Below are 25,562 nucleotides of genomic sequence, written 5' to 3' on the forward strand. Positions count from 1 at the left end.
ACGCATGGCGAAATGTCGCGTTAGAAGGGGAAGCCGATACCTACGTTGTAGATAACCGGTTCGCGATAGCCAAAGTAGGTGCCGTCGCCGTTTTCTTTGGCGTAGGGTTTCCAGAATCGTACTTTGTCAAGCACAAAGCGATCGCCTTCGGGGCGGGCGGGGTCGTATACTTTCATGCCCACGTCGAAGCGGAGAATGAGGAAGGTAAAGTCGAAGCGAAGACCAAAGCCCGTGCCGACGCCAATCTCTTTATAGAAACGGTCTATGCTGAACTGCGAGCTCTTGTCTTGCACAATCTGGCCGTCGCCGTTCACCACGTTCAGGGCCCTGAAGCTCCACACGTTGCCAGCGTCGATGAACACGGCGCCGTTCACAAAGCCAAACAACTTCTGGCGCAGTTCGATGCTGGCTTCCAGCAAAATCTCCGAAGGCTTTTCAATGCTGTAGTCATACAACCCGTCGGCTACCGGGTTGGGGCTTTCGGGTGGCTTGGCCGAGCCGGGTCCGAGCCTGCGCGGGCGCCATGCACGAATGCTGTTGCTACCGCCCGCAAAGAAAAACTTTTCGTAGGGCAAGCTGTGATTGTCGGAATATGAGTAGGCAAAGCCCGAGTTGAGGCGGTAGGCGAGAATAGTGTTCTTGTTGAGCGGGTCTGTTTTGCGCACGTCGAGACTGAAGCGAAGATACTTGAAGTATTCCAACTCGAAGTCGCTGATGAACTTGGGGCTGATCACATTCCAGATGGTGCCGCCACTTTCCAGCTGGGTGCGGATATACCACGAGTCTCGTTCCTTGTTGCCGTAGTTGTTCAGGTTCCAGGTAATACCAAAGATGATACTGTTCACAAACGAAGGGCGGAACGAGTTGATAAGACTGTTGTTCCCCAACGCTGCCTGGTTGCGAAGAAGCTCCCGGAATGTGGGCGACAGCTTTGATGTGTCGATCACGCCAAGGTTGAGCGGTGTGAGTGAATAGGTACGTTTCCGGTTGGCGCTTTGCCAGGTATAGGTACCGTTGAACGAAATCACTGTGCGGCGATATTCGGGGCGATCGGTGTAGGTGTAGCCCGCTACGAATTTTGTTTTCGGGTTATACTGCGCAAACTTGTAGCGGAGGCGTTCCTTGAAGGGCCAGATAAATTGGGGAAACGTCATGGCGGCATTCACACCGGCTTCGGTGCTCTTATACACGTTCATGCTGCTAGTGGCCGATGCCACCCCTTCAAATCCGAAGCGACCGTTCAGGTCGAACGTTTCCATGCCTTTGAACACGTTGCGTTTCTTGAACGATATATTATAGAACGGACCGGGAAATCCTTGTGTCACGCTCACACCCGCTTCGTTGGTCCACTCATAGCGCGACAGCGGACTGGCAAAGATGTTGGCCACAAACTTTCCTCCGGTGGTGTCGTAGTTAATGTTGATGAACTTGAACGCTTCCACGTTGCCCAGCTGCTGCTGTGTGCGCAGGGTTTTGGTGCGGCTATAGACTTCGCCCGGCTGCAGGAACACACGCTGGCTAAGAATCTTCAGGTTGTAGTTGTTCTTATAGTACTGATAGTGAATGTCGCGATAGGAGCGGGTGGTGCGTTCGCGGTTGGGCACGTTGGTGCCCACATCGGTGGTGAAGTTCACTTCGTCGATGGTGAACTTCTTGTGATAGCCGCGCCGCGCCGGGTCTTTGATGGAGATGATGACGGCCACTTTTCGTTCGGGCGTGCGAAACGTGGTGTCGATGTCGAAGTCGATGTATTGACGGCTGAAGTCATAATAGCCGTAGTCCTTAATGAGCAGGTCAAGGCGCTCGCGCTCTTTGGCAAAGTTGTCCTGGTCGTAGCGCGAGTTTTTTACGATGAAGCTGGTGCGCACATTGTCGTTCACGATGTGGAGCAAGGCGGTGTCGGCCACGTCGTGGAAGATGGAGTCGATGAAGTAGGCCTGGCCGGGTTCTACTTTATAGGTCACGGTCACCAGCTTGCCGCGGTTGCTGATCTTGTGGGTTACTTTGTTCTTGAAATAGCCTTTGCCAAAGAGATAGTCTTTGTAACGTTCCTGGGTTAACGCGGCCTTGGCGCTGTCGTAGACCGACACGGGTTCGCCCCATTGCATCCAGATGTTTCCGTTTTCGATGAAGCCGTTCAGCTTGTCGATCTTCTTCAGTTTTTTGAACTGGTAGTTGTTGATTTTCCGTTCCGAGCTGGTGCCCGCAATCTTGTCGTCATACTTTTTCTCGACAGCGGCTTTGCGACGGATGTATTTCTCCTGATCGTAGCGCCGTTCGCCAAAGTAGTAGATGCTCACCAGGGGTGTGACGGGCAGGCCGAGTATTTTCCGGTTGGGTCGTTGAATGTAAAGATTGCGCAGGTCTTCCTCGCTGATGTTCTTTGGCGCCTGCACGGTTTGGCGGAACAACAGTTTTTCGTTTTCTTTCAGGTGCTTAACGCCCAGGCATCCGGAGAGGGACACAGCAAGCCAAAGCGTGAAGAGAATATATTTACAGTTCGATGTCCTCAAGGGGTGAAAAATGCTATCAAAAGCTAAAATCAAGTTTGTTAAATCTTTGCAAATAAAGAAATACCGGAAACAGGAACAATGTTTTCTGGTGGAAGGAGCAAAGAGTGTGCAGGAATTGCTGGCGTCCGACTTCGAGGTAACGATGTTGGTGGCTACGGCCGAATTCCTTTCCGGCCGCCGTGTTGCCCCGGGCATTGAGGTGGTGGAAGTGAAGCCCGCCGAGCTGGAAGGCCTCGGCGAGTTTCAAACAAACTACACCGCCCTGGCCGTGGCCCGCCACAAGCCCAACATACCTATACACGTGACGGCCAGCGAATTTGCGCTGGTTTTGGATGATCTAAGAGATCCGGGAAACCTCGGCACCATCGTTCGCACAGCCGATTGGTATGGCATCACCAAAGTGATTGCCTCACAGGAAACCGCCGACTTCTACAGCCCCAAAGTGATCAGCTCCACCATGGGCTCCTTCACCCGCGTGTCGGTCTATTATACTGATCTCGCCCCTTATCTCACCGCCCAGTCGCTCAACGTGTTCGGCGCCTACCTCGACGGCCAGGATGTTCACCGGGTTGACTTCGGCACCGGCGGCCTCATCGTGATCGGCAACGAATCAAAAGGAATCTCCCCAGCCCTCGAACAGTTCATCACCCACAAAGTCACCATCCCACGCTACGGCCACGCCGAATCGCTCAACGCCAGCATTGCAACGGCAGTGATATGCGACAATCTTAGGAGATAGTCTTTAGTATTGAGTCCTTAGTCCTGAGTATTAGGTCTTAAGTCCTTAGTCTTGAGTATTTAGTATTTTTCTTTGTTGACGCCATGCACACTCAGGCCATCAATACCTACGATCTAATGCAAAGACAAACCGTACCCAATACCCAATACTTAATACTCAATACTCAATACTATTCTGTACATGTGTATGACCGGACGCAAAAGACAAACTGTAGTCAGACTCGTTGCGTCAGTACTTAATACTTAATAATACTCAATACTCAAGACTAAGGACTAAGGACTAGAACACTTTCTTCGTCAGTGCCTTCATCACATCGTTCTTATAGTTCCGGCCGATGGGAATAGTGTGTTTGCCGATTTCGATGTCGGTGGCCGAGTAGGCGTCGATCTTGTCGATGTTGATGATGAAGGAGCGGTGGATGCGGAGGAACTGGTGGCGCGGGAGTGATTCTTCGAGATAGCTTATTTTTTGTTGGGTAATGATTTCGCGTTCGCCGGTTTTCACTTTCACATAGTCTTTAATGCTTTCAATAAAGAGCACGTCGGCCATGCGGGTCTTGATCATCTTTTTGTCCACTTTAAAGTAGACATAGTCGTCGGTGGTGGTGTCGGCTTTGGGTGCGGGTGCTGTAGACGCTGCGGGTTGGTGCATGAACTTGGCCACGGCTTTCAGGAAGCGATCGAAGGGGATGGGTTTCAGCAGATAGTCTACCACTTCAAGTTCAAAGCCTTCGATGGCATAGTCGCGATAGGCTGTGGTGAAGATCACGCGGGGTGGGTTCTTCAGCGTCTTTAGAAACTCGATGCCGTTCAGCTTGGGCATCTGGATGTCGAGGAAGATGAGGTCCACCGTGTGTTGTTGCAGGAAGGCAAAGGCGGAGATGGCGTTTCGAAACGTGCCCGCCAGTTCCAGTTGGTCGATGCGGGTCACATACGATTCAATGATTTCGATGGCCAGCGGTTCGTCGTCAACAATAATGCATTTCACCGGCATAGCACGTTGGGGTTTATTCTTGTATCGTAAGAATTACGAGGAAGGTTTCTTCGCCGTTCATGATTTTTAGTTCATGCCCGTTGGGATACAACAGGTCGAGCCTGCGCCGCACGTTCTGGATGCCAATGCCCGGCTTGCGGTCCACGTCGTGACCGGCCGCCTTGTTGTTTTCAACTTTAATGAGCGTTACCGAAGGTTGCACGTCTATGGTGATCTTTACCCACGAATGCTGAAGCTCTTCGCTGGCACCGTGCTTGAAACTGTTTTCCACAAAGGGAAGCAAAATGAGCGGAGCAATCTTGCGGTCGCCTACCTCGCCGCTAATGCGCAGGTCCACATCCAGCTTGTCGCCATGCCGCATCTTTTCGATGTGAATGTAGTTTTGGATAAACTTGATCTCCTTGCTCAGCAACACAATCTCGCTCGTGCATTCATAGAGCATGTAGTTGATCAGTTCCGAAAGCTTCAACACCGTGTCGGGCGCCTTGTCCGATTTCTTCAGGGTGAGTGCATAGAGATTGTTCAGTGTGTTGAACAGGAAGTGCGGGTGAATCTGTGTCTTCAAAAACTTCAGCTCGGCTTCCAGTTTCTCCTGCGTGAGCACCTGCTGGGCCTGCTGGTTGGCATACCAGTATTTTAACAGCTTGATGGCCACGGCCACAAACGTGACGGGATAGATGGCCACAAACATCTTCACAATCTTGGGAATATAGAAGAACGGATCTTTTAGCGCTTCGGGATAATAATACGGATAGTCATAGTTGAACGCCACATAACGCTGCAACAGCCCGGCCACGAACGAGGAAACAAAGAGCCATCCAAAGAAGCTTGAATACTTCCCCGGCAACAAATAGCGCGGCAGCAGGAAGTAGAGTGTGAAGTAGGTGAAGACGATTTTGCCTGGCAGATACAGCAATTCCTCAATGAAATACTGCCGGTAGTGGTCTTCAAAACTGCCGTACAGCACGCCATAGAAAACCACGTGCGCCAACCAGAACAGGATGTGTTGCAGGACGCGGTTCTGCCAGAGCCAATCGATTTTTCGTTTCAGCACGCGGGTTTGGTTAATGAAGGATGCGCTACGCTTTAAAGATAGAAACACAGGGGCACTATCAAAATCGCTACAGCAAAAGTAACGCAAAGGTTCACGCCCGCCATGGGCCTCAGCACCAACGGAGTGCTGTGGCCCCTCAACGTCGCGCGGTTCCCCACCAATCGCACCGGTCGGGCCATCGATGTTGTATGACGCTGCACCGCGCGTGTCAGGCAGCACCTGAAAAAGAGGAGCGGCCGGTGACGTATGCAGGGGTAAACCTACGCTACCAGCATGAAACCTTTCTACTGCCTCGTCCTTCTCTCGCTATGGCTGGCACCCAGCCGCGCCTGGTCGCACCAACAACCAACTCAACCCACCACGCAGGTGCTGACCGCCAACCGCACCCCCTCGCTTCTAAAGATCGACGGTGTGCTGGAAGAAGAATGGAACGCCGCCCCAGCCACCGGGCCATTCACCAACCAATGGCCGCTCGACTCCGGCTTTGCCGAAGCCCGCACCGAAGTGAAGGTGCTCTTCAACGATCAGTTTCTCTATGTGTCGGCCGTGAACTACCAGCGTCGCGAAGACCTCATCATCCAAAGCCTGAAGCGCGACCAGCTCGAACCCTTCTGGCGCAGCGACGGCTTTGCTATTCTGGTGGACCCGCTTCGTCAGAAAAGCACGGGCTTCCTCTTTGGTGTGAATGCCGGCGGCGCCCAGTTGGATGGGGCTGTTACCCAAACCAGCGCGTGGAGTCAGACCAACGAAAACTGGGACAACAAATGGTTCTCGGCAGTGAAAGTCTATGATGACTATTGGATTGCCGAGATGGCCATTCCGTTCACGGCACTGCGGTTCAAAGAAGGTGCCGACGGCTGGGGCCTGAATTTTATACGCAACGACATGAAGCGCAACGTGTTCGCTACCTGGTCGCCCGTGCCCGTGCAGTTGGCGGGCACCGACCTGGCCCACCTGGGCACGTTGCAATGGGGACAGCCACTGCATCCCGTGCGCAGCCGCGTGACGCTGGTGCCCTACATGGCCGGCGGCCATTCGCGCAACCACGAAGAGGGAGAACCGGCCAAGACCCGGGGCGATGTGGGCCTTGACGCCAAAGTTTCGCTCACCTCGTCGCTCAACCTCGACCTAACCCTGCGTCCTGACTTTTCGAATGTGGAAGTGGACCGGCAGATGACCAACGTGACACGCTTCTCGCTGCTCTATCCGGAGCGCCGTAATTTCTTTCTCGAAAACGCCGACCTCTTTGCCAACTTCGGCTCCTGGAATGTGAAGCCGTTCTTCTCGCGCACCATTGGCCTGCACGATGGCGACCCGGTGCCCATTGCGGCAGGTGCACGACTGAGTGGCAACCTTACAAACTCACTTCGCATTGGCCTCATGGATGTGCAGACCGAAACAACGGATGAGGTATCGGCCAACAACTACTTCGTGGCCACGGTGCAGCAACGGGTGCTGGCGCGGTCGGTCATCAAAGCGCTCGTCACCAACCGTCAAACCACGCGAGCCACCGGAGGCGACACCCAGCTTGACTACAACCGCACCCTTGGCGGAGAGTTTCAATACACGGCACCCAAGGCATCGTTCAATGTTTACCTTCGCGCACACACGGCGCAGACCCCGGAGAAGCTCTCTGAAAACAACTACATCAGCACACAAGTATCGTACTTGACCAAGAAATACTACGGCGGTCTGATGCTGGAAAAAGTAGGAGAGAACTATGTGAACGACTTGTCGTTCATTCCGCGGCTTCATAACTACGACGCTGCCCGCGACACAACGGTGCGCATCGGTCACTACACCGTCAATCCCTGGTTTGGGTGGCTCATCTATCCTAAAAATTCGAAGACCAATATCATCGAGCTAAACACGTGGAGTGTGATCAACTTCCGCAGCGATGGTTCTTTCCTGGAACGCTACACATCGCTCAACGTGTCGTTCGCTTTCAAAGACACGCGCAAGCTCTACGTGGAAGCCACCAACAACGAAGTGAACCTGCCGTTTCCCAGCGACATTCTCGACAACGACCAACCCATTCCCGTAGAGCACTACAATTTCACCCAATATAGTGCCCGCTACACCACCGACACGCGCAAGGCGTTTAATGGCAGCGTGAATGCGAGCTTTGGAAATTTCTATAACGGCACACGCCTGGAATATGGCATGACCCTTAACTTCCGCAGTCAGCCCTGGGGATTGTTTGGGGTGAGCTTTCTGCAGAACGACATCCGGTTGCCCGAAGCCTATGGCAAGGCACAGTTCACGCTGGTGGGACCACGCGCCGAAGTGAGCCTCCGGAATAATTTATGGTGGACAACGTTCCTGCAATACAACACACAAGCCGGCAATTTCAACATCAACAGTCGCGTGCAATGGCGATTCAAACCCATGTCAGACATCTTTGTTGTCTACACTGACAATTATGCCACCACCGACATGCGCGTGAAGAACAAAGGTGTGGTGTTCAAGCTGACGTATTGGTTGAATTTGTGAACGTAATCACATGCCCGGGCACGTGTCGGCCAGGGTATGCGTTGTAAACGATGTAAAGGATTGATCGTCAATAGCCGTCGGCCACATCGTCGCCGCGTGGATCTGCGCCGCCCTCGAGTTTCCCGTTGGGCAACACCAGGATAGCGTCTACGCGACCAAGGCCCCAGCTTTTCTTAAAGGCATGTCCCATTTTCACCAACGCAAGGCTGTCGTCCGACAGCAAGGCATTTTGTTCGGCGTAAATAGAGTCGGGAAGCCACTGACTGTGGAAGCGTCGTGAGGCCACGGCTTCCTGCATCGTCATGCGATGGTCCAGCACGTTCACGATGGTTTGGAACACGGATGTGATGATGGTGGTGCCGCCCGGCGTACCCACTACCATAAAGAGCTTTCCGTCCTTTTCCACAATGGTGGGGGTCATGGAGCTGAGCATGCGTTTGCCCGGCTCAATTTTGTTGGCCGCGCCGCCAATGGCGCCATACATATTGGGCACACCCGGCTTCACGCTGAAGTCGTCCATCTCGTCGTTGAGAATAAAGCCCGCGCCGCTCACCACTACCTTCGATCCATAGCTGTCGTTTAGGGTGGTGGTCACGGCCACGGCGTTGCCTTTGGCATCGACCACCGAAAGGTGCGTGGTTTGTGTGGATTCAATTGCCGCGATGAGACCTTCTTTTATGTTCTTGCTGGGTGTGGCATGTTCCGGATCGTAGTCGCTCATGCGCTGGTCGATGTAGAGTTTGTCGGTGAGCCTGGCCACGGGCACGGCGTAGAAATCGGGATCACCCAAATACACGGAGCGGTCGGCATAGGCGCGACGTTCTGCTTCGGTCATGAGGTGAACGGCCTTTGCACTGTTGTGTCCCCAGTCGTTGAGGGGATAGGGTTCAACAGATTTCAACAACTGCAGCAACGCCACGCCACCGCTGGAGGGTGGGGGCATGGCTATGATTTTATATTCCTTATAATGTCCTGTCAACGCGGTGCGCCACACGGCTTTGTAGTTCAACAGATCGTCGTGGGTGATGAGGCCACCGCCGCGTTTCATTTCGGCCACAATCGAGTCGGCCGTGGGGCCTTCATAAAATCCTTCGGCGCCATGGTCGCGGATGCGTTCCAGTGCGTGGCCCAGGTCAGTGAACTTAATGCTGTCGCCGGCTTGCCATTTCTCTTTGATGAGGAACAGGGGAGCGACGGAGTTATACTTCTTCAGGTCGTCCTGAATATAGTTCAGTCCCCTGGCTTCTCTTTCGGTGAGTGTGAAGCCGTTGAGCGCGAGGTCGATGGCGGGCTGCACCAGTTCCTTCCAGGGTAGCTTGCCATATTTGGCGTGGGCTTCTGCAAGACCGGCCACCGTGCCGGGAACACCCGGCGAATGATGACCAAGAGCACTGAGGCCGTTAATGATGTCGCCCTTCTCGTCGAGATACATATTGGTGGTTGCTGCGGCCGGCGCCATCTCGCGATAGTCGAGGGAGTTGGTGTTGCCGTTGTGTTCGCGCAGCAGCATGAAACCGCCGCCGCCAATGTTGCCCGCTGCAGGATAGACCACGGCCAATGCCAGTTGTGTGGCGATGGCAGCATCTACCGCGTGGCCGCCTTTGCGCAGGATGTCGGCACCCACTTTTGCCGCCAGCGGATGTGCGCAAACCACCATGGCCGAATCGGTTATGCGTCCCACAGCGCTTTCCTTTTTTGAACCGGGCATACAGGCAACCAGCGTTACGGCAATCAAAAGCGGAAATAGGCGATTCATCATTGGGGCTATTGGTTTAGTCGTTATAAAAGTATTAATTCCAGAGAAACTTTATAAAAACTTTATTACCCATATAGTACATGAGCCTGCGAAAAGAAAAGGCCGCCCGACTGAAAGTACACGTGCTGGATCATACCCTGAGACTCATTGGCCGGAAGTCGTTCGACGACCTGTATGTAGAAGATATTTGTGCGAAGGTGAAAATTTCCAAGGTGACACTGTTCAAATATTTCCCCCAGAAAGAAGACATCCTGTTATATTATTTCCGGGTGTGGTGTCTCACACGTTCTGTAGAGCTTGTGCAGAAACCCAAGGAAGGATTGCCCGGCATCTATTCGCTGTTCGACAAGCTCAGCGAATCGTGCGACGAGCACCCCGGTCTTTGGCTGAGCCTCATCGGCTACCTTTCTGACTACAAGCGTCCACCCAAGCCTTTCCCCGTGAAGCCCGAAGAAAAGCGGCTGCTGTTTCCGGAGATATCAAACATCACGTCTATTGAAATTATGTCGATGGATCAGATGTTCGAGAAGTTTTCGCTGGAGGCCATCTTCCGCAAGGAGATCACACGCTTCATCAACACCCGCGAAATCACCAACCTCATCATGTCGGTGTTCATTGGCAGCGTGGTGATGGCGCACCTGAACCAGCAGAGCCCGCTCAAATTGTTTTTCAGGAAGAATGTGGATTTGCTGATGAAAGGAATTGCGTGAGATCCTTTGAATTGCCGGGTAGAATCCGGCAATTTTTCGCGTACTAAATTACTGTTGAGCCAATCATCCATTCCAGGAATTAGGCGATCAATTTGCTTGTAGCTTTTTTAAACAACGGTCAGTTCCTGACCCTCAAACTCTTTGTGCGTTTGGTTTTGCGATCCTTCTTGCGGTCATACCACCGGTGGTGGTATTTTGGTTTCACCACGGAAATGGTGGAGCCTGATTTGGGGGAGCAGGAGGGAAGGAGGACGGCTAGAACGATAACGAATAGAAATAGTCTTCTCATGGATTCCAAATCGCTTAAAAATAGCACTTTTTGAGTTAAAGGGGCGATAACTCTTTTTAGAAACGGTTCTTTAATTTTTGCCGTATACTTACCTTTGATATAACCTTCTATCCTTCAAGTATGAAACAGATCTTGCTCAGTCTGTGTCTTTTGATTTTTATCACCACACTATCGCCCGCCCAGGACTCAAAAGAATTTGACGACGGGGTGGCCAAATTCAAGGCCAAAGAATATCAGCAGGTCATCGACCAGTTTTCGACCCTGCTCAACAAGGCCTCGCATGACAAACGCCTCGACGAAGACCTTTATTTCTATCGGGGTCAATCCTACTACCACGTCAACCAATACGAGAACGCGCTGACGGACCTTGATAAGTGCCTGACGCTCAATCCTTATAACAAGGGCGTGGTGTACCTCTACATGGCCCGCAGTTCAGACAAGCTTGGACGCAAGCCGGAAGCCACCTCATACTACAAAAACGCCCTCGACGCCGCCCAGAACAACAAAAAGACTACTGCCCGCATTCTGGCCGACCGCGCCCAGTTTCTGGCCCGCAACGGCGACAAGAGCGGTGCCAACGAAGACCTTGCCCAGGCCAAACTGCTCGATCCGTCGAACTCCGAAATAACCGGCACCAGCGTGGCTGCTGCCGGACCACCCGCAAGCCGCACGGCAGGCGAGGAGCGCAAAACGCAAGTGATCGTGAAAGGCAACAGCCAGGCCAAGAAACCTGAAGCAAAACCCGCGAAGGAAACCGCCGCCAACCCACAACCCGCATCACCCCCCGTAACACAGCCCGCGCCCGCAGCACAGTCGGTGAACACCGAACTGGTATCGGCATTGGCGGGCGCCTATAAAGACGAAAAGCGCTACGCCCTCGTGATCGGCAACAGCAACTATTCCAAAGACATTGGCATCCTGAAGAACCCCGTGAACGACGCCACCGATGTGGCCACCGAACTACGCCGTTCAGACTTTGAAGTGCAACTGCTCACCAACGCCACCTACGTGCAGCTGCGCGAGGCCATGCGCAAATTCCATGAGAAACTCACCAACGGCCCGCGCGACCAAACGGTAGGGCTATTCTATTATGCGGGCCACGGTGTGCAATACCAGGACGAAAACTACCTGGTGCCCGTAGACGCCGACGTGAAATTTGAAGACGACATCGCCCGCATGTGTTTCCCCGTGCAACGCATGGTGCTGGCCAACATGGAGCGATCGAACTCGCGCATGAACATCGTGATACTCGACGCCTGTCGCAACAATCCTTTCCCGGCCACCTCGCGTTCGCTGGGCTCCGGTCTCGGCGAAATGAAGCGTGCACGCGGATCGTTCATTGCCTATGCCACGGCCCCTGGCTCGGTGGCATCAGACGGCAGCGGCCGCAACGGCCTCTACACGCAGGAGCTGTTGAAAGCGCTGAAGAAACCGAACCTCACCATAGAACAAGTGTTCAAAGATGTTCGCATGAACGTGCTGCGCCTTTCGGGCGACAAGCAATACACATGGGACAGCTCGAACATTATCGGTGAGTTCTATTTCAAGTTGCCTCAGTAGAAAAGCGCTTTGCCAGTCTTGGCGTTAGGAGCACGCAAAGGCAGCGCACCCACTGTTTGTGTTTTCTTATTTAAACTAATAATAGACCCTCTATGAAGTATTCTACACGATTGGTATGTGCCATTTTTTTGGTGATGACCGGTTTCTCAGTGATGGCACAAGATGAAGGAGCCATTGTGAAGCGCGAGCGGATTGATAAGAGCAAAGGTATCTTCCTTGGTCTCGGCCCATCCTTCACATTTGGAAAGAACATCGGCGATTATAAGAATGGGATAAATGCAGAAATAGGATTTCTGAAACGACTGAACCGGATATTCTCGGTAGGGCCATCCGTGTCTTATGTCAATTTCAAGTATGACCCTGAAGTGACAAGTTTGAAAAGTGGAAATGCCTACATCGGTTCGGGCGATCCGAACGACTGGCGCACAAAATATGGACTTCCCTCTCTGAACTACCAGTATGGATACGTTTTGAATTTGGAAGGCGGTGACTTAAGCCTTATCTCTTTGGCGGTGAATTTGAAACTTAATTTCATTCCTGTGAAAGACGACACAAAGTTTTCGGTCTATGGCTTTGCGAAACCCTTCATCAGTATAGCTTCCAGAAAAGAAGTGAAGGGGTCTGATGCGCGCTACACCTACGAAACCTATGAAGATACAGGGGGCACGCAGAGCACGGCCGACGATTATTTGTACTACAATCAAGACGATGACACCTGGTATCCCGATGGTTACGAGAGCAATTGGGGACCATCGGACTATGAGGCTTTGAAGTCTGAAACCAAAGTGACGGGTGGGATTTTTATCGGGCCCGGTATTGAAATAATGCCCGCAAAATCATTTTCGTTTTACCTGCAGGCCGCGTTGGGCTACACTTTTCCGGTGAGCTATGTGAGCACGGCAGCGTATGACAAAACGGTTACATCTTATGTGAATGAAAAATTCCCAATGGTCACAAAAGGATTCCCTTCGGTAAACGTGCAGGTGGGGGCTTCTTATAATTTCTAGCGCATCATGGTTGACGTCGTCATATTGAATGTGGGAAAGATGAAAGCAAGAAGGATATTCATAGTAATACTGATTTCGCTGGCCGTCCTGAACAACGCCATGGCGCAGTTCAAGCTGTATGAAAAAGGACACGACAGCTACACTGCCGGCAAGTTCGACGATGCCATCAAAAACTTTTCCGAATACCTCACCAAAAGCACCCGCGACAAATCGCTGGACGGGGAGGTGTATTACCTGCGCGCGCTCTCATACTACAAAACCAACGACTTCAAAAGCGCTATCGCTGATTTTGAAGAAACCATCTTGCTCGATCATCCCAACAAGGGCAACATCTACTGGTTCATGGCCAAAGGCTATGACAAATCCAACAGCCTGGCCGAATGTGTGGGTGCCTACGACCACGCCATTCGCGAGCTGAGCGACAACAAGGAATCGAAAGGCAAGTTGCTCTATGAGCGCAGCCAGATTCACACCCGCATGGGCAACCTCACCCCAGCCTATGCCGACCTGAAAAGCGCTGCCGCCCTGCAACCCAAAAACGATGACATCCGCCATGCCCTGGAGGCATTGGAAAAACAAAACGTGGCTGGACGAAACACGGAACCCGCGGCAACACAAACAGCGCGACCAACCGAAACCAAGAAGGACGATGCCGTCAAACCTGCTGCCACCAAGCCTCAACCTGTGGTGACTAAAAGAGACGAACCCGTGACGACTCCTGTCAAGCCTGTGGTGACCACTCCGTCCGTTGAAGAAAAGGTGGTAGTAACGCCTCCGGTGGCGGCTACGCCCACCATTGCCGAGTTCTACAAAGACGAGAAACGCTATGCCCTCGTGATCGGCAACGGCGGCTATCCAAAATCCATAGGAGTGTTGAAGAACCCCGTGAACGACGCTACAGATTTTGCCAAGGAATTGCAGAACTCCAACTTCGAGGTGCAGCTGCTCACCAACGCCACCTATGGCCAGATGCGCGCCGCCATGCTCAAGTTCAAGGAAAAGGTAGATGCCGGCGACCGCGACAAAACGGTGTCGTTGTTCTACTATGCAGGCCACGGCGTGCAGCGCGACGACGAGAACTACCTGGTGCCCATCGATGCCACCATCGAGTTTGAAGACGACATTGCGCGCTATTGCTTCCCCGTGCAGCGCATGGTGCTGGCCAACATGGAGCGCTCCAACTCGCGCATGAACATCGTGATACTGGATGCCTGTCGCAACAACCCGTTTCCGGCGCTGAACCGCTCCATGGGCGACCAGGGGCTTGTGGAGATGCGCCGCGCGCGCGGATCGTTCATTGCCTATGCCACGGCCCCGGGCTCCATCGCGTCCGATGGGTCGGGCCGTAATGGGCTCTATACGCAGGAGTTGCTCAAGGCCATGCGCAAACCGGGGCTCACCATCGAGCAGGTTTTCAAAGATGTGCGCCAAAGCGTGCTGCGGCTTTCGGGCAACAAGCAAAACACGTGGGACAGCTCCAATATCATCGGCGAATTCTACTTCAAATTTCCCTGACACGCGTCCGAAGATGCCGGGTGCCGTTCATGTTTTATTTTACACGGGATTGATAAAAGATCTTATCTTTGAAGATATGGATGGCTCGCATTTTTTGCCAATTACCCTACCGCGATCAACATGAATACATTTGAAACACTCTCCCAGGCCATTAACGCCCTGAAGGAACAAGGCTACACAAACGATTTCAACCTGCATCCTGAATGGATTGAATGCGCCGCCCTGAGCGTGAAATTTCGTCCCGAAGAATTCCACGTAGACGCCGTGTACCGTTTCGAGGGCATGACCAATCCCGACGACAGCTCGGTGCTCTATGCCGTGTCGTCGACCAATGGCACAAAAGGATTGCTGGTGGATGCTTACGGCGTTTATGCCGAATCGGTGAGCCAGACCATGATTGAGAAGCTGAAAATTGATAGAAACACCTATTCATAAAAAAGGGACGGTGATAACCACCATCCCTCTTCCTGGGCTTAAAAATAAATCGAAGCGAATCAGAACAACGGTTAACGTAAATGCGTTATTGACACAACACTCATCTATACAATTGCACGGTGTTGTCATTTTTTCCAGCCCTTCTGTTAGAGGGGCGTCGAATACGCTGCAATATTTATAAAAAAAACTAATCTCGAAATCCCTATTTTCCGACAATAGCTTAAACTCGACTTTCGGATATTCATGATGATGGAAGACACTTTATTGGAGTTGAACAAGAAATTCTCCCTGGAAGAGTACAAAAAACTCAAGCCGGCTCAAGCCACGGCATTCAAAAACAATCTCAAACAAGCCATTGGCAACCTCAAGGGTCGTCACACACTGAAGGTGCTTGATGATGACTACCTGTTTTCGATCGCCGCCACCAAACCCAGCTATTCCATGATGGAGATGGTGAACGACTATCGCGAACTCATCTTCAAACAGCGCAACACCAAAGACGACCGCGCGCAAACCAACCTGCTGCAAGAGAAGAAAGTGGATCTTTGGAAAAAAATGCTGGAAGCCATGTTCGGCGGCTATTCGTTGTTCTACGTGGTGGACAAATCAACCATTGCGATGAATCAGCATATTCTCAACGCCATCGTTGGGTAGAACTCGCGCACGCGCGTTGCTTTTGATATCACCTTGCCTTGCGGCAAGAGCATATTATATATAACAACTATTCTGAAACAGAAGGCCGGACCATCAATGTGGTCCGGCCTTCTGTTTTGTAGAGCCATTGATGTGCTTCACACGATGTTGTGCTTACGCAGAAAGGCATCGATATAGTCAGCAATCTGTTCGTGAAATTCCTCCAGTGCGAAGTGTCCCGTGTTCAACAAATGTACCTCAGCGTTGGGCAGGTCGCGAAGGTAGGCGAGCGCACCTTTGTCGGTGAAAAACGGATCGTTCTTTCCCCAGGCAATAAGAGCCGGCGGTTGACGGTCGCGCAGAAACTGTTGCCACGCGGGGTAGAGCGTCAGGTTATTCCGATAGTCATACAACAGGTCGAGCTGTATCTCGGCGTTGCCCGGACGATCGAGAAAATATTGATCGTGATGATAGGCATTGGGGTTGATGCGCGAAGCATCTTCGGTGCCGTGCAGGTATTGAAACGTTGTGCCCTCCAGTGTCAGGGCGCCGCGCATGGCGTTTTCAGTTTCTGCATTCCGGTTTGCCCAAAACTTTTTGCCATCGTCAATCGCGGGGCCAAGACCTTCTTCATAGGCATTGCCGTTTTGCAACACCAGGGCCTGAATCAATTCCGGTCTGCGCAAGGCAACGCGATAACCCACGGGCGCACCATAGTCCTGCATATAGACCGTGAAGTGCGTCAGTTTCAGAGCATCGATAAACTTCTCGATCACCACCGACAGATTGTCGAACGTGTAGGCAAAGGCGTTGCGCGCGGGCATGTCGCTCAACCCAAACCCGGGATAGTCGGGAGCCACCAGGTGATAGCGATCGGCCAGGTTGCGAATGAGGTCGCGATACATGTGCGACGAAGACGGGAAGCCGTGCAGCAGGAGCAGGGTGGGGTGTTGGGGATTGCCGGCTTCGCGATAGAAAATGGAAAGGCCGTCGATCGCAATTTTTTTGTATTGAATGTTCAGCATAAGGGTAGGGGAAAAAATGTAGAAAGAACTTCCGTGTGAAGAGAAGTTCTTTCTATTAGATAAATATCAATACGCTGCCGTGAAGCGCTGGCGGATAAAGTTTTTGTTTTCCAACTCGTCAACGATGGCCACGCTCAGGTCTTCAACCGACAGACGGCTCTCGCCTTGTGCGTTGAACACGGGTTGGTCTGTGCCGGTGCGATACTTGCCTGTGCGGCCGTCGGTGATGCCGGGGTGCATCAAAATGGCGGGGCTCAGAAAGGTCCAGTCCAGTTGATCTTCTTTGCGCAGAATGTTCAGGAAGTCGCGGGCACCCTGTGCACCGGCTTTGTATTCGGCGGGAAACTCGGGCGTGTCTACCAATTGCAAACCGGGCGCAATTTCAAGACTGCCTGCGCCACCCACAACCAGCAGACGCTTCACGTTTGCTTTCTTCACACCGCGTTGAATGGACTGCGATCCCGCCAGAAACTCGCTATAGATTTCCGGATTTGTCCAGCCGGGATTGTAGGCACTCACCACCACGTCATGTCCTTTCACCAACGCGGCCACTTCATCTTCGTTCCGCACGTTGCCGGCTTTGGCCGTGAGGTTGGCATGCTGGGTTTGAATCTTTGAGATGTCGCGGGCGATGGCCGTTACCTGGTGGCCCCGTTGCAAAGCTTCTTTCAAAATTTTTGTGCCCACAAATCCAGTGGCGCCGATCAATGCAATTTTCATAGTTGTACGTTTTAGTTTGTTGTATTGTAATGTTTATTGTTACAGTTAAGTTCAAAAAAAATCAGGAGAACTTCTTCGAGAAATCGGCGAGCGTGCTCTTTCCCAATTTCTTAAGCAACGCATCTTCCGCTTCAGTATACAAGGTGTCGAGATGTTTATTGATTTGTTTGCCCACCACACACGCCGGGTTGGGTGAATTGCGGGTAGAGCCCAGCAACGGCACTTGTCGCACTGCCGTGTAGACATCCGACAACAAGATCTGGCGTGCAGGTTTCGCCAAAGCATAGCCGCCCGTTTTGCCTTCCTTGCTTTCTACCAGCCCATGCTTTTTCAGGTTGCTGATTTCCTTTCGAACCAGCACCGGGTTTATGTTGATGCTGCCGGCAATCACTTCGGACGTAAGCAACTCGTCCGACAGGAGATCCAGCAACGTGAGGATGTGCATGGAGATGGAAAAGCGGCCGTTGTTCATCTGTAATGTTATTTATTACAGTACAAAGGTAGACTTCTTTTGGTTCACGAGGCAAGAACAAAGCGAAGATTTATTTTAGGATGGGGGCGTCGGTATCGGTAAATTGACCAAAGACCTCTAAAATCCTCTCTGTATGAAAGCCGTATCGAAGACTGCCTACTATTGCTGTGGTGTGCGAATGCAGGACGCCGAATCGAAACATCCGATTGTCGGCGACCGCTATGCCCGCGCGCTGCTGGGAGCCGATGGCCTGCGCTACTGGGAAGACTTCAGGAAGTTCAAGTTCCCCAACGCCAGCTGCATTGCCCGCCACTATATTATAGACGAGCATGTGCGCGCCGTGTTGAAGCAAAAGCCAGATGCCACCTTCGTGCTGGTTGGGGCCGGGCTCGACAGCCGGGCATTTCGTTTTCGAAGCGGAACCTGGTTGGAGTTTGACGCGCCGGAGGTGATGCAATACAAAAACAACATCCTGCCACAGCAGGAATGCCCGAACTCGCTGCAACGCGTCGCCATCGACTTTGAACGCGAAAAGCTGCGCGACAAACTTGCACCCTACGCCACCGCCGAACACGTGACGGTGATTGTGGAGGGCGTGCTTATCTATTTAACACGCGATCAGAAACGCGAACTGATTGCTGCCCTCACCACCATCTTTCCCCACCACACGTTGCTTTGCGATTTGATGACGGCTGAGTTTTTTGAAAAGGCCGGCAGGAAATTTCACTCTAAGATCGTCGCCGCCGGCACAACGTTTCTCGACATCGCCGCGCGGCCGGAACAGATTTTTCTCGATCATCACTACACCGAGAAGGCACGCGAGAGCAACATGATCACCGCCGTTCGCAAGGGCGTGGTGTACATGCCCAAATTCCTGGCCGAGCGCGTGTTCAAACGACTCTTTATGGGATACGCCGTCTACACATTTGACTTTACCCAAAAAAATTGAAAACGACAGTAGTCCTACTGTTCGAAGGAGACGACAGCTAAAAATATATGTGGGTGGATGTAGCGTATGACAAAAATAGCTATTTACTTTGAAACACAAAGTACTTTTAATTCGTTTTGTCAACTACTATGAAAGAACATTCCACAACGCTTGCCGAGCCCTTGGTAGGGAAGGGCACAGACAAGGCTGCATCGGCGCCCGCTCGTTTTCTTTTGTTGGGCTACGTGATGCTAGCCGCGTCGCTCATTCTTTTCGTCCTCTATGATTATGTCGGTGGCAAGCGTGACGACGCCATGACCGCGTTTGTGGCGCACTATGCACTCGCGATAGTCTATGCCATTTTATTGATCGCCGATCGCGCCTATGGCATCTCCAAGAGCTGGGACGAGGCGAACCTGGACAGGAACATCGTGCTCATCAACCTGTTTCTGGTGGCGGCCTTTTCATTGAACCGGCAGTTCTCCGTGTTCGAAGACTCAACGCCCTGGTTTTCGGTCTACCTCATTCTGGCCTCGGCCACCCTCATGAGTTTTCAATATTTCGATCGCCTGCCCAAATGGTTCAACAGCATTCAATTTGTGTTGCTGGGAAGCAGCTTTTTACTTTATCTCTACGCGTCATTATATATGTTGCCCTACTATCCCTTTGGGTTCATTGGGCTCCTTTTTCTGGGGCTGGGTGCACTGGTGATGGTGCCGCTCACGCTCATGACGGCCAGCATATTTTTATTCAAGTATCACTTTAAAAAAAGTAAAACGGCAATTGCCTTGACCGTGAGTGGTCTTGTGGCGCCACTGTTGTTTGCCGCGGGGTTTGTTTCGGAATGGACCAAGCGCGTGAACGACATCGAATACCTTTCCAACAGGTCGGTCATCTATCGCGATGCACAGTTGCCGGCCTGGGTCAAGATCGGGCAGTCGCTGCCAAACGATGGTATGACGCAACGCATTTTGAAATCGGATCTTGTCTACACCACGGCCCATGATCGGTTGAGCAGCTTCAACCGGTTTCCGGATTCATGGGATGAGACGAGAAAGCACGACCCGTTGGTGCTCTTGTCGTCTTATTTTTCAGAATGTTCCCTGTCGAACGATGACCGCGTGAAGGTGCTGCATGCCCTCGGCACGAACTCACACCGCACCGACGAGCGCTTGTGGAGTGGGGCAGACCTCTCTACTTCGTATGTGGTGAGCGACGTGGATATCTATCCCGAGCTACGCCTCGCGTATACTGAAAAGTATCTCAACGTAAAGAATCATTCCGGCAGTGACTGGAGCAACGAGGAAGCGATCTATACCTTCCAGTTGCCCGAGGGATCGGTGGTGACATCGTTGTCGCTTTGGGTGAACGGGAGGGAAGAAAAAGGAATTTTAACCTCCAAACAAAAAGCAGCCAAAGCCTACGAAACCATTGTGGGCGTTGAGCAGCGCGATCCATCGGTGATCCATTGGCAGGAGGGGAACACGGTGTCGGTGCGTGTGTTTCCCTGCACCACATCCGAAGAAAGGAAGTTCAAGATTGGTGTCACGTCGCCGTTGGCCGTGCAGGATGGGCAGATCGTTTATCGCAACATCGTGTTTCAGGGACCCGACCCTTCGCAGGCTAAAGAAACCACGCGCGTTCGCTTCATCGGAAACACCGAGCTGCAACTGCCGTGGACGTTTAAGAAAGACAGCAACGGCGACTTTGTTGCCGACGGAAAATATGATCCGGACTTCAACCTCGAAATGAAGGAGGTTTCGCTAAAGCCCGACAACGGTTTCACATTCGACGGATTTCAGTATGCGCTTCAACCGTATAAGCCCACGCATCAACCCTTCGAGGCCAAACGGATTTATCTCGACATCAACAGCAGCTGGACTCACGATGAGCTTAAGGCTCTGCAACCGCTGGCGACCCAGCGAAACGTTTTTGTTTATCACAACGACGACTTCCTGAAACTCGATGCCCAAAACTGGGACATCGCCGAACAGTTGCAAACCCGAAACTTCAGCCTGTTCCCCTTTCACCTGCTGAAAAACGTTGACGACAATTTGGTGGTAACAAAAGGCAAACCGCTGTCGCCACACCTCAGCGACATTACCGACAGCGAGTTTGGCGTGAAGCTGCGGTCGTTCTTTGCAGCGGGAAATAAAGTTCACGTCTACAATCTTGGCAGCGAAGTGTCAACGTATGTGCGGTCGTTGCGTGAGTTCAGATCGTTGCAGTTTGGCGAGGGAAGCACCAAACAATTACTGATGTTGCTGGAAGAAGACCGCTTTCCCGAAACGCTTGAGAGCGACAACAGCCTTGTGTTGCACGACGCCGGCATGCGCCTCACCCGAACCCCGGCCGGAGCCGTACCACTCAAAAACACTGCGCCCGATCACCTCGCCCGACTGTTCACCTACAACGACATTATGCGTCGCGTGGGCACAGGCTATTTCAACGACAGCTTTCAAAACGACGCCCTTGTGGCAGATGCAGCCAAGGCTTATGTGGTCACTCCCGTGTCGAGCCTCATTGTGCTGGAGACGCAAAGTGACTATGAGCGGTTTGGTATAGAAGATTCTGAGAACAGCCTGCACAATGCGTCCAAAGATTCGTCGGGTGCTGTGCCCGAGCCGCATGAGTGGGCGTTGATCATTCTGTTTGGATTGTTTGTGGTCTACCTGAAGTTTAGAAATCCGTGAACATAAATCTCGTTTCGATTGGAGTTGAATCGTGGCGCAGCGGCGTGCACCGGCATCACCTGTTTTTCATGGTGTTGCTCGCGGCGGGAGTTGTAGGGGCTTCCGTCGCCTTGCCGCTGTCGTATGTCAGCGTCAGCAATTTTTTGGTGGGCCTGGTTTTGTTGCCGTTTGTTATTTTCCGGCAGGGTGCACCGAGAGTGAATGCGGTCTATGTGCTGGCACTGCTGTGTTGTGGCGTGCTGGCCTATCGCTATCAGTTGAAGATATTTTATTTTCTGGCGCTGGCGTTCTATTGCATTGTGTTGTATGAAGCCCTGCTGGGCCGGCTCAACACCCTTGTGTTGTTTCAGGTCGTGCTCATGTCGCCGGTGTTTCTTCAGGTGGCGACCATTCTGGGGTTCCCCATTCGGTTACAGTTAAGTGAATGGGCAGGAAGCGTGCTGTCGCTGGCCGGGTTAGACATTGCCGTGGAAGGAAACGTGATGATGCTGAACGGCTTCACCTTTGCTGTGGACGAAGCCTGCATGGGATTGAACATGCTCACCATCTCCATGCTCATGGGCGTTTTTGCCATCACCCATCACTACCGCACACAGCGACGCACCCTCCGGTTGGGACCTTTGTTGTTGTTCTTCTCTGCCGTGTTTTTGCTGAATGTGGTGTCGAACCTTTTCCGCATCATCCTGCTGGTGCTCTTCAAGATTCTTCCCGACAATGTTTTGCATGAAGGCACCGGGGTGTTGTGTCTCTGCGCCTATGTGATGGTGCCGCTCTATTTTCTGGCGCGCATCATGGTGCATCGCTTTGGTCATTCTTGCAACGTTCCCCGTCACTCGTCCATCCAGAACCGGGGCACCACAGTGTTTCTCGCTGTGCTTGGAGCCACCGTGTTGTGCCTGGGGTTGGGTATGCGGCCGGAAGGTGGAGAGCTTTCCGTTAGGCATGCCACAGTGCACTACAAAAATCTGAAGCCCGAGAATCTGAATGGCGGCATCACCAAGCTGGCCGATGTCGGTTTGTTGCTCTATGTGAAACCCATTCCCGAGTTCTTCACCGGCGAGCACACCCCGTTGTTGTGCTGGAAGGGAAGTGGCTATCAATTCAAAGGCATTCGAAAGTCCATCGTCGGGGGGCATGAGATTTATCGTGGCACGCTGGCAAAAGACGGCGCCATGTTATACACTGCATGGTGGTATACCAATGGCGCCGTGCAAACCATCGATCAACTCACCTGGCGCATGGAAATGTTGAAAGGCAACGCCGCATTTTGCCTGGTGAACGTGACGTCCGAAAAGGAAGAAGTGTTAGTGAAAAATCTTCAAGACATTCTGGAGAAAGAGATGCTTGTCATTGAAAACTAGGATGTCGTTTGGTTCCTGAATAGCAGCGTATTGTTTCAGGTTTTGATTACGTCCACGGGGTTCATGCGTCCGGCTTTCCAGGCAGAATATCCCGCGGATGCGATCACCAACGGAAATGAAATGCCCGCCACCACAAAAAACAGTGTGCCGTTCAACGGTGTTCGATAGGCAAAGACGCTAAGCCATTCCGTCATCAGCCAATAGGCAAGTGGCAAGGCCACGGCGTTAGCAAGCAAAACGATCCGCAGGAAATAACCAATGTGCAACACAGCGATCTGGTGCGTGGTGGCACCCAATACTTTGCGGATACCAAATTCTTTCATGCGACGGATCGACAAGTAGACCGAAAGCGAAAAGATGCCCAGCAGCGAAACGATCAGGATCACAAACGTGCTGAACTCCAACGTGGCAAAGGCTTTGTCTTCGCGCGCATGCGAACTGTTGTAGAGCTCGTCCACAAACCGATAGGCGAGGGGGTAGCCCGGCATCAACTCCCTGTATTTTTTTTCGATGGCCTTCACCACCGTGGGGGCATCGCCCACATAGCGCACATAGACAAAATATTCCGGATACACGTTTTGCCAGGGCAACCGCATAACGAGCGGGCGCACTTTTTCATAGAGTTCGTTGATGTGAATGTCGTTCACTACACCCACCACGGTGCCATCCCATTTTCCTTTTTCTTCGGGATGCGTGAAGATGCGTTTGCCAATCGGGTCTTTCCAACCCAGCTCGCGCATGGCCGTTTCGTTTATCACAAAGGCTGCGCCACTGTCGGCAGGCATGTCGGCCCGAAAGGTTCTTCCCTGCAATAGTTTTATGCCCAGCGTACTGAACAATTCGTCGTCGGAAAATACTTCGTAAAGTTCCATCGATTTCATTTCGCCATTCACCTCCACGGTGTACCAGTCTTTCCAATAGCCACCACTGATCCTGAACGAACTGTTGCTCACCCCCGTCACGGCGGCAATGGATTTGACGCCTTGTTTCAAGGCTTGCATTTTCTTCACGTCAAAGTCTTCGGGCATGCTCAGCACGAGCAGGTTGTTGCGATCAAAGCCCAGCGCTTTCGTGTGAATGAAATGAATTTGCCGCTGCATGGTGAGCGTGCAGCACAGGCAAATGATAGAGATGGTGAATTGAACAAAGAGCAACCCGCGGCTAAGGGATGAGTTGTAGCTCGCGCCTTTTGATTTCAGATTCTGCGTGATGGCGGTGGTGGTGTATTGGCGCGCCGGAAAGTAGGACGCGAACACCAGCAGGGTGATCAATCCCATAGCCACAATCATCACCACGCCGCGGTCGAGAAGCATGTTTAACCGAAGGTGCGACTCCAGCAGCATCAACACCTGGGGGAAGAGCACGTAGAGCAGCAAAACACTTAGCACCAGCGCCACCGCGCTGTAGAGAATGGTCTCTAATGCTACCTGCACCACCAACTGTCGCTTGCGTGCACCCAGCACCTTGCGAACACCCGTCTCGCGCGAGCGACCATTGAAGTCGGCAATCGACAGGTTGATGTAGTTGATGCCCGCCACCAGCAGCAATAACACACCCAACACCGAAAACGCATAGACATAGGTGGCGTTGCCTTTTTGGGCGATCTCAAATTTGTAGTAGGCGTCCAGGTAAATGTCTTTGATGGGTTGCAGCGAAACGCTGAAGCCGCTCTCGACCCGGTCCGACTTTTTTATGTAGGCATCGAGAAGCGTTTCTATTTTTAATGTAAACGCCTGGGCATCCGAAGCCTGGTGGAATTTCAGAAACAAACAGGCCGAACGTTCGGCAAAATCGGTAGGCGAGTTTATGCTGCTCAGGTTGAGATCATGTTCCTGGCGAATAGGAATGATGGCGTTGATGCTCAGGTGGGAGTTGGGCGGAAAATCTTCTACCACGGCCGTTACTTCATAGACCTGTTTTTCGTGATTGATGCTCAGCAGTTTTCCAAGCGCGTCGGCGGTTCCAAAAATGATGGTGGCGGCCCGGCGGGTGAGCACGATGCCGTTTGGCTTTTTCAACGCGTCCTTGCCTCCGCTGAGGAAGCTGAAGGTGAGCACATCAAAGAGTGAGCTGTCGGCAAGAAGAACTTCACAATCGGTCACGTTGTTGTCGGTGCGTATATAGGTTCCGTTTGCCGTCTGTATGCGGGTGAACGCCGCGATCTCCGGGAAGTGCTGTTTCAATAGTGGCCCAAACGCCATCGGCGCTATGCCATACTTTTCTGACTGCCCATTTTCATTTCGCGCCGTGTTGACGCGGTAAATCTTTTCGTAGTCCGCATGAAAACGGTCGAACGACAATTGATAGGAAACAAAGAGTGCGATAACCAGGAAACTAAACAACGCCAGCGTGAGGCCGCCCAGTTTGAACGTGAAGTTCACTTTGCTTTTTGAAATGTGCCGATACGTTGTCTTGAAATAGTTGGCGAGTATGGCCAGTGCATTCGACTGAACCGTGAACGAGTTGCGCAGCAATATGCCCGGTCTGAAAAAACGAAGTGCGGCCCAAATGAGTCTGCGGTTGGCGCGCCGTTCGCCATGGCGTGTTTTGTCGCGTTCAAATTTCTGAAGCAGATCGCCTTCAATTTCTTCCACCAGACTTTCGGGGCAAATGGCCCGGAGAAACCGCAGAACCCAGCGGGGAGGAGTGGACGTGTTGCGCGACAT

19 protein-coding genes are annotated in these 25,562 nt (G+C 52.3%); 11 read left to right on the plus strand and 8 right to left on the minus strand.

Annotated elements, in window-relative coordinates:
• Window positions 1–20: 20 nt before the first annotated feature.
• Window positions 21–2,513: a translocation and assembly module lipoprotein TamL gene (gene tamL / locus JI741_RS20125; RefSeq protein ID WP_202012897.1), complete on the minus strand. Its 2,493-nt coding sequence runs from the start codon at window positions 2,511–2,513 to the stop codon at window positions 21–23.
• Between the two features lie 10 nt (window positions 2,514–2,523).
• On the opposite strand from tamL, the gene JI741_RS20130 reads away from it, so the two are divergent.
• Window positions 2,524–3,252, plus strand: a complete 729-nt coding sequence (locus JI741_RS20130; RefSeq protein WP_202012898.1) for a TrmH family RNA methyltransferase — start codon at window positions 2,524–2,526, stop codon at window positions 3,250–3,252.
• 279 nt (window positions 3,253–3,531) lie between these two features.
• Here the strand turns inward: JI741_RS20130 and JI741_RS20135 are convergent, their stop codons facing one another.
• Together JI741_RS20135 and JI741_RS20140 are read right to left on the minus strand one after the other, a co-directional pair.
• A complete protein-coding gene (locus tag JI741_RS20135) occupies window positions 3,532–4,245 on the minus strand; it encodes a LytR/AlgR family response regulator transcription factor (RefSeq protein WP_202012899.1) in 714 nt (237 codons plus the stop codon).
• Between the two features lie 13 nt (window positions 4,246–4,258).
• Complete coding sequence (locus JI741_RS20140) at window positions 4,259–5,299, minus strand: sensor histidine kinase (RefSeq protein WP_202012900.1); 1,041 nt, start codon at window positions 5,297–5,299, stop codon at window positions 4,259–4,261.
• A gap of 273 nt (window positions 5,300–5,572) precedes the next feature.
• On the opposite strand from JI741_RS20140, the gene JI741_RS20145 reads away from it, so the two are divergent.
• Entirely contained in the window at window positions 5,573–7,792 is a 2,220-nt protein-coding gene (locus JI741_RS20145; protein WP_202012901.1) for a carbohydrate binding family 9 domain-containing protein, read from the plus strand.
• Window positions 7,793–7,859: 67 nt separating this feature from the next.
• Here JI741_RS20145 and ggt read toward each other — a convergent pair whose 3' ends face one another.
• Window positions 7,860–9,551, minus strand: a complete 1,692-nt coding sequence (gene ggt / locus JI741_RS20150) for a gamma-glutamyltransferase (RefSeq protein ID WP_202012902.1) — start codon at window positions 9,549–9,551, stop codon at window positions 7,860–7,862.
• Between the two features lie 77 nt (window positions 9,552–9,628).
• Between ggt and JI741_RS20155 the strand changes: the two genes are divergently transcribed.
• From JI741_RS20155 to JI741_RS20180, 6 genes are all read left to right on the plus strand, one after another.
• Complete coding sequence (locus JI741_RS20155; RefSeq protein WP_202012903.1) at window positions 9,629–10,258, plus strand: TetR/AcrR family transcriptional regulator; 630 nt, start codon at window positions 9,629–9,631, stop codon at window positions 10,256–10,258.
• A 409-nt stretch (window positions 10,259–10,667) separates the two neighbouring features.
• The gene (locus tag JI741_RS20160) at window positions 10,668–12,107 is read left to right on the plus strand and encodes a caspase family protein (protein ID WP_202012904.1); all 1,440 of its coding nucleotides are present in this window, start codon (window positions 10,668–10,670) and stop codon (window positions 12,105–12,107) included.
• A 92-nt stretch (window positions 12,108–12,199) separates the two neighbouring features.
• The gene (locus tag JI741_RS20165; protein WP_202012905.1) at window positions 12,200–13,114 is read left to right on the plus strand and encodes a hypothetical protein; all 915 of its coding nucleotides are present in this window, start codon (window positions 12,200–12,202) and stop codon (window positions 13,112–13,114) included.
• A gap of 6 nt (window positions 13,115–13,120) precedes the next feature.
• Window positions 13,121–14,629, plus strand: coding sequence for a caspase family protein (locus JI741_RS20170; RefSeq protein WP_202012906.1), 1,509 nt, complete (start codon window positions 13,121–13,123; stop codon window positions 14,627–14,629).
• A 120-nt stretch (window positions 14,630–14,749) separates the two neighbouring features.
• Entirely contained in the window at window positions 14,750–15,064 is a 315-nt protein-coding gene (locus JI741_RS20175) for a phosphoribosylpyrophosphate synthetase (protein WP_202012907.1), read from the plus strand.
• A gap of 243 nt (window positions 15,065–15,307) precedes the next feature.
• Complete coding sequence (locus JI741_RS20180) at window positions 15,308–15,718, plus strand: hypothetical protein (RefSeq protein WP_202012908.1); 411 nt, start codon at window positions 15,308–15,310, stop codon at window positions 15,716–15,718.
• 137 nt (window positions 15,719–15,855) lie between these two features.
• Here the strand turns inward: JI741_RS20180 and JI741_RS20185 are convergent, their stop codons facing one another.
• The 3 genes from JI741_RS20185 to JI741_RS20195 form a co-directional block, all read right to left on the minus strand.
• Window positions 15,856–16,722 carry an alpha/beta fold hydrolase gene (locus JI741_RS20185; protein ID WP_202012909.1) on the minus strand — a complete coding sequence of 289 codons (867 nt, stop codon included), beginning with the start codon at window positions 16,720–16,722 and terminating at the stop codon, window positions 15,856–15,858.
• Window positions 16,723–16,788: 66 nt separating this feature from the next.
• Complete coding sequence (locus tag JI741_RS20190; RefSeq protein ID WP_202012910.1) at window positions 16,789–17,442, minus strand: NAD(P)-dependent oxidoreductase; 654 nt, start codon at window positions 17,440–17,442, stop codon at window positions 16,789–16,791.
• A 61-nt stretch (window positions 17,443–17,503) separates the two neighbouring features.
• Entirely contained in the window at window positions 17,504–17,914 is a 411-nt protein-coding gene (locus tag JI741_RS20195) for an RrF2 family transcriptional regulator (RefSeq protein ID WP_202012911.1), read from the minus strand.
• 133 nt (window positions 17,915–18,047) lie between these two features.
• Here JI741_RS20195 and JI741_RS20200 point away from each other — a divergent pair, with 133 nt between their 5' ends.
• The 3 genes from JI741_RS20200 to xrtN all read left to right on the plus strand — a co-directional run bounded on the left by JI741_RS20200 (window position 18,048) and on the right by xrtN (window position 22,896).
• Window positions 18,048–18,863 (plus strand): class I SAM-dependent methyltransferase, encoded by an 816-nt coding sequence (locus JI741_RS20200; RefSeq protein ID WP_202012912.1) that lies wholly within the window; start codon window positions 18,048–18,050, stop codon window positions 18,861–18,863.
• Between the two features lie 128 nt (window positions 18,864–18,991).
• Window positions 18,992–21,535 carry an XrtN-dependent VIT domain-containing protein gene (locus tag JI741_RS20205; protein ID WP_202012913.1) on the plus strand — a complete coding sequence of 848 codons (2,544 nt, stop codon included), beginning with the start codon at window positions 18,992–18,994 and terminating at the stop codon, window positions 21,533–21,535.
• Window positions 21,532–22,896 (plus strand): exosortase N, encoded by a 1,365-nt coding sequence (gene xrtN / locus JI741_RS20210; RefSeq protein WP_202012914.1) that lies wholly within the window; start codon window positions 21,532–21,534, stop codon window positions 22,894–22,896. Before JI741_RS20205 ends, xrtN begins: the two co-directional genes overlap by 4 nt.
• 35 nt (window positions 22,897–22,931) lie before the next feature.
• On the opposite strand, the gene JI741_RS20215 is transcribed toward xrtN, so the two are convergent.
• Window positions 22,932–25,562 (minus strand): FtsX-like permease family protein, encoded by a 2,631-nt coding sequence (locus JI741_RS20215; RefSeq protein ID WP_202012915.1) that lies wholly within the window; start codon window positions 25,560–25,562, stop codon window positions 22,932–22,934.

It is taken from the genome of Chryseolinea lacunae, assembly GCF_016735595.1.
Classification (GTDB): domain Bacteria; phylum Bacteroidota; class Bacteroidia; order Cytophagales; family Cyclobacteriaceae; genus Chryseolinea; species Chryseolinea lacunae.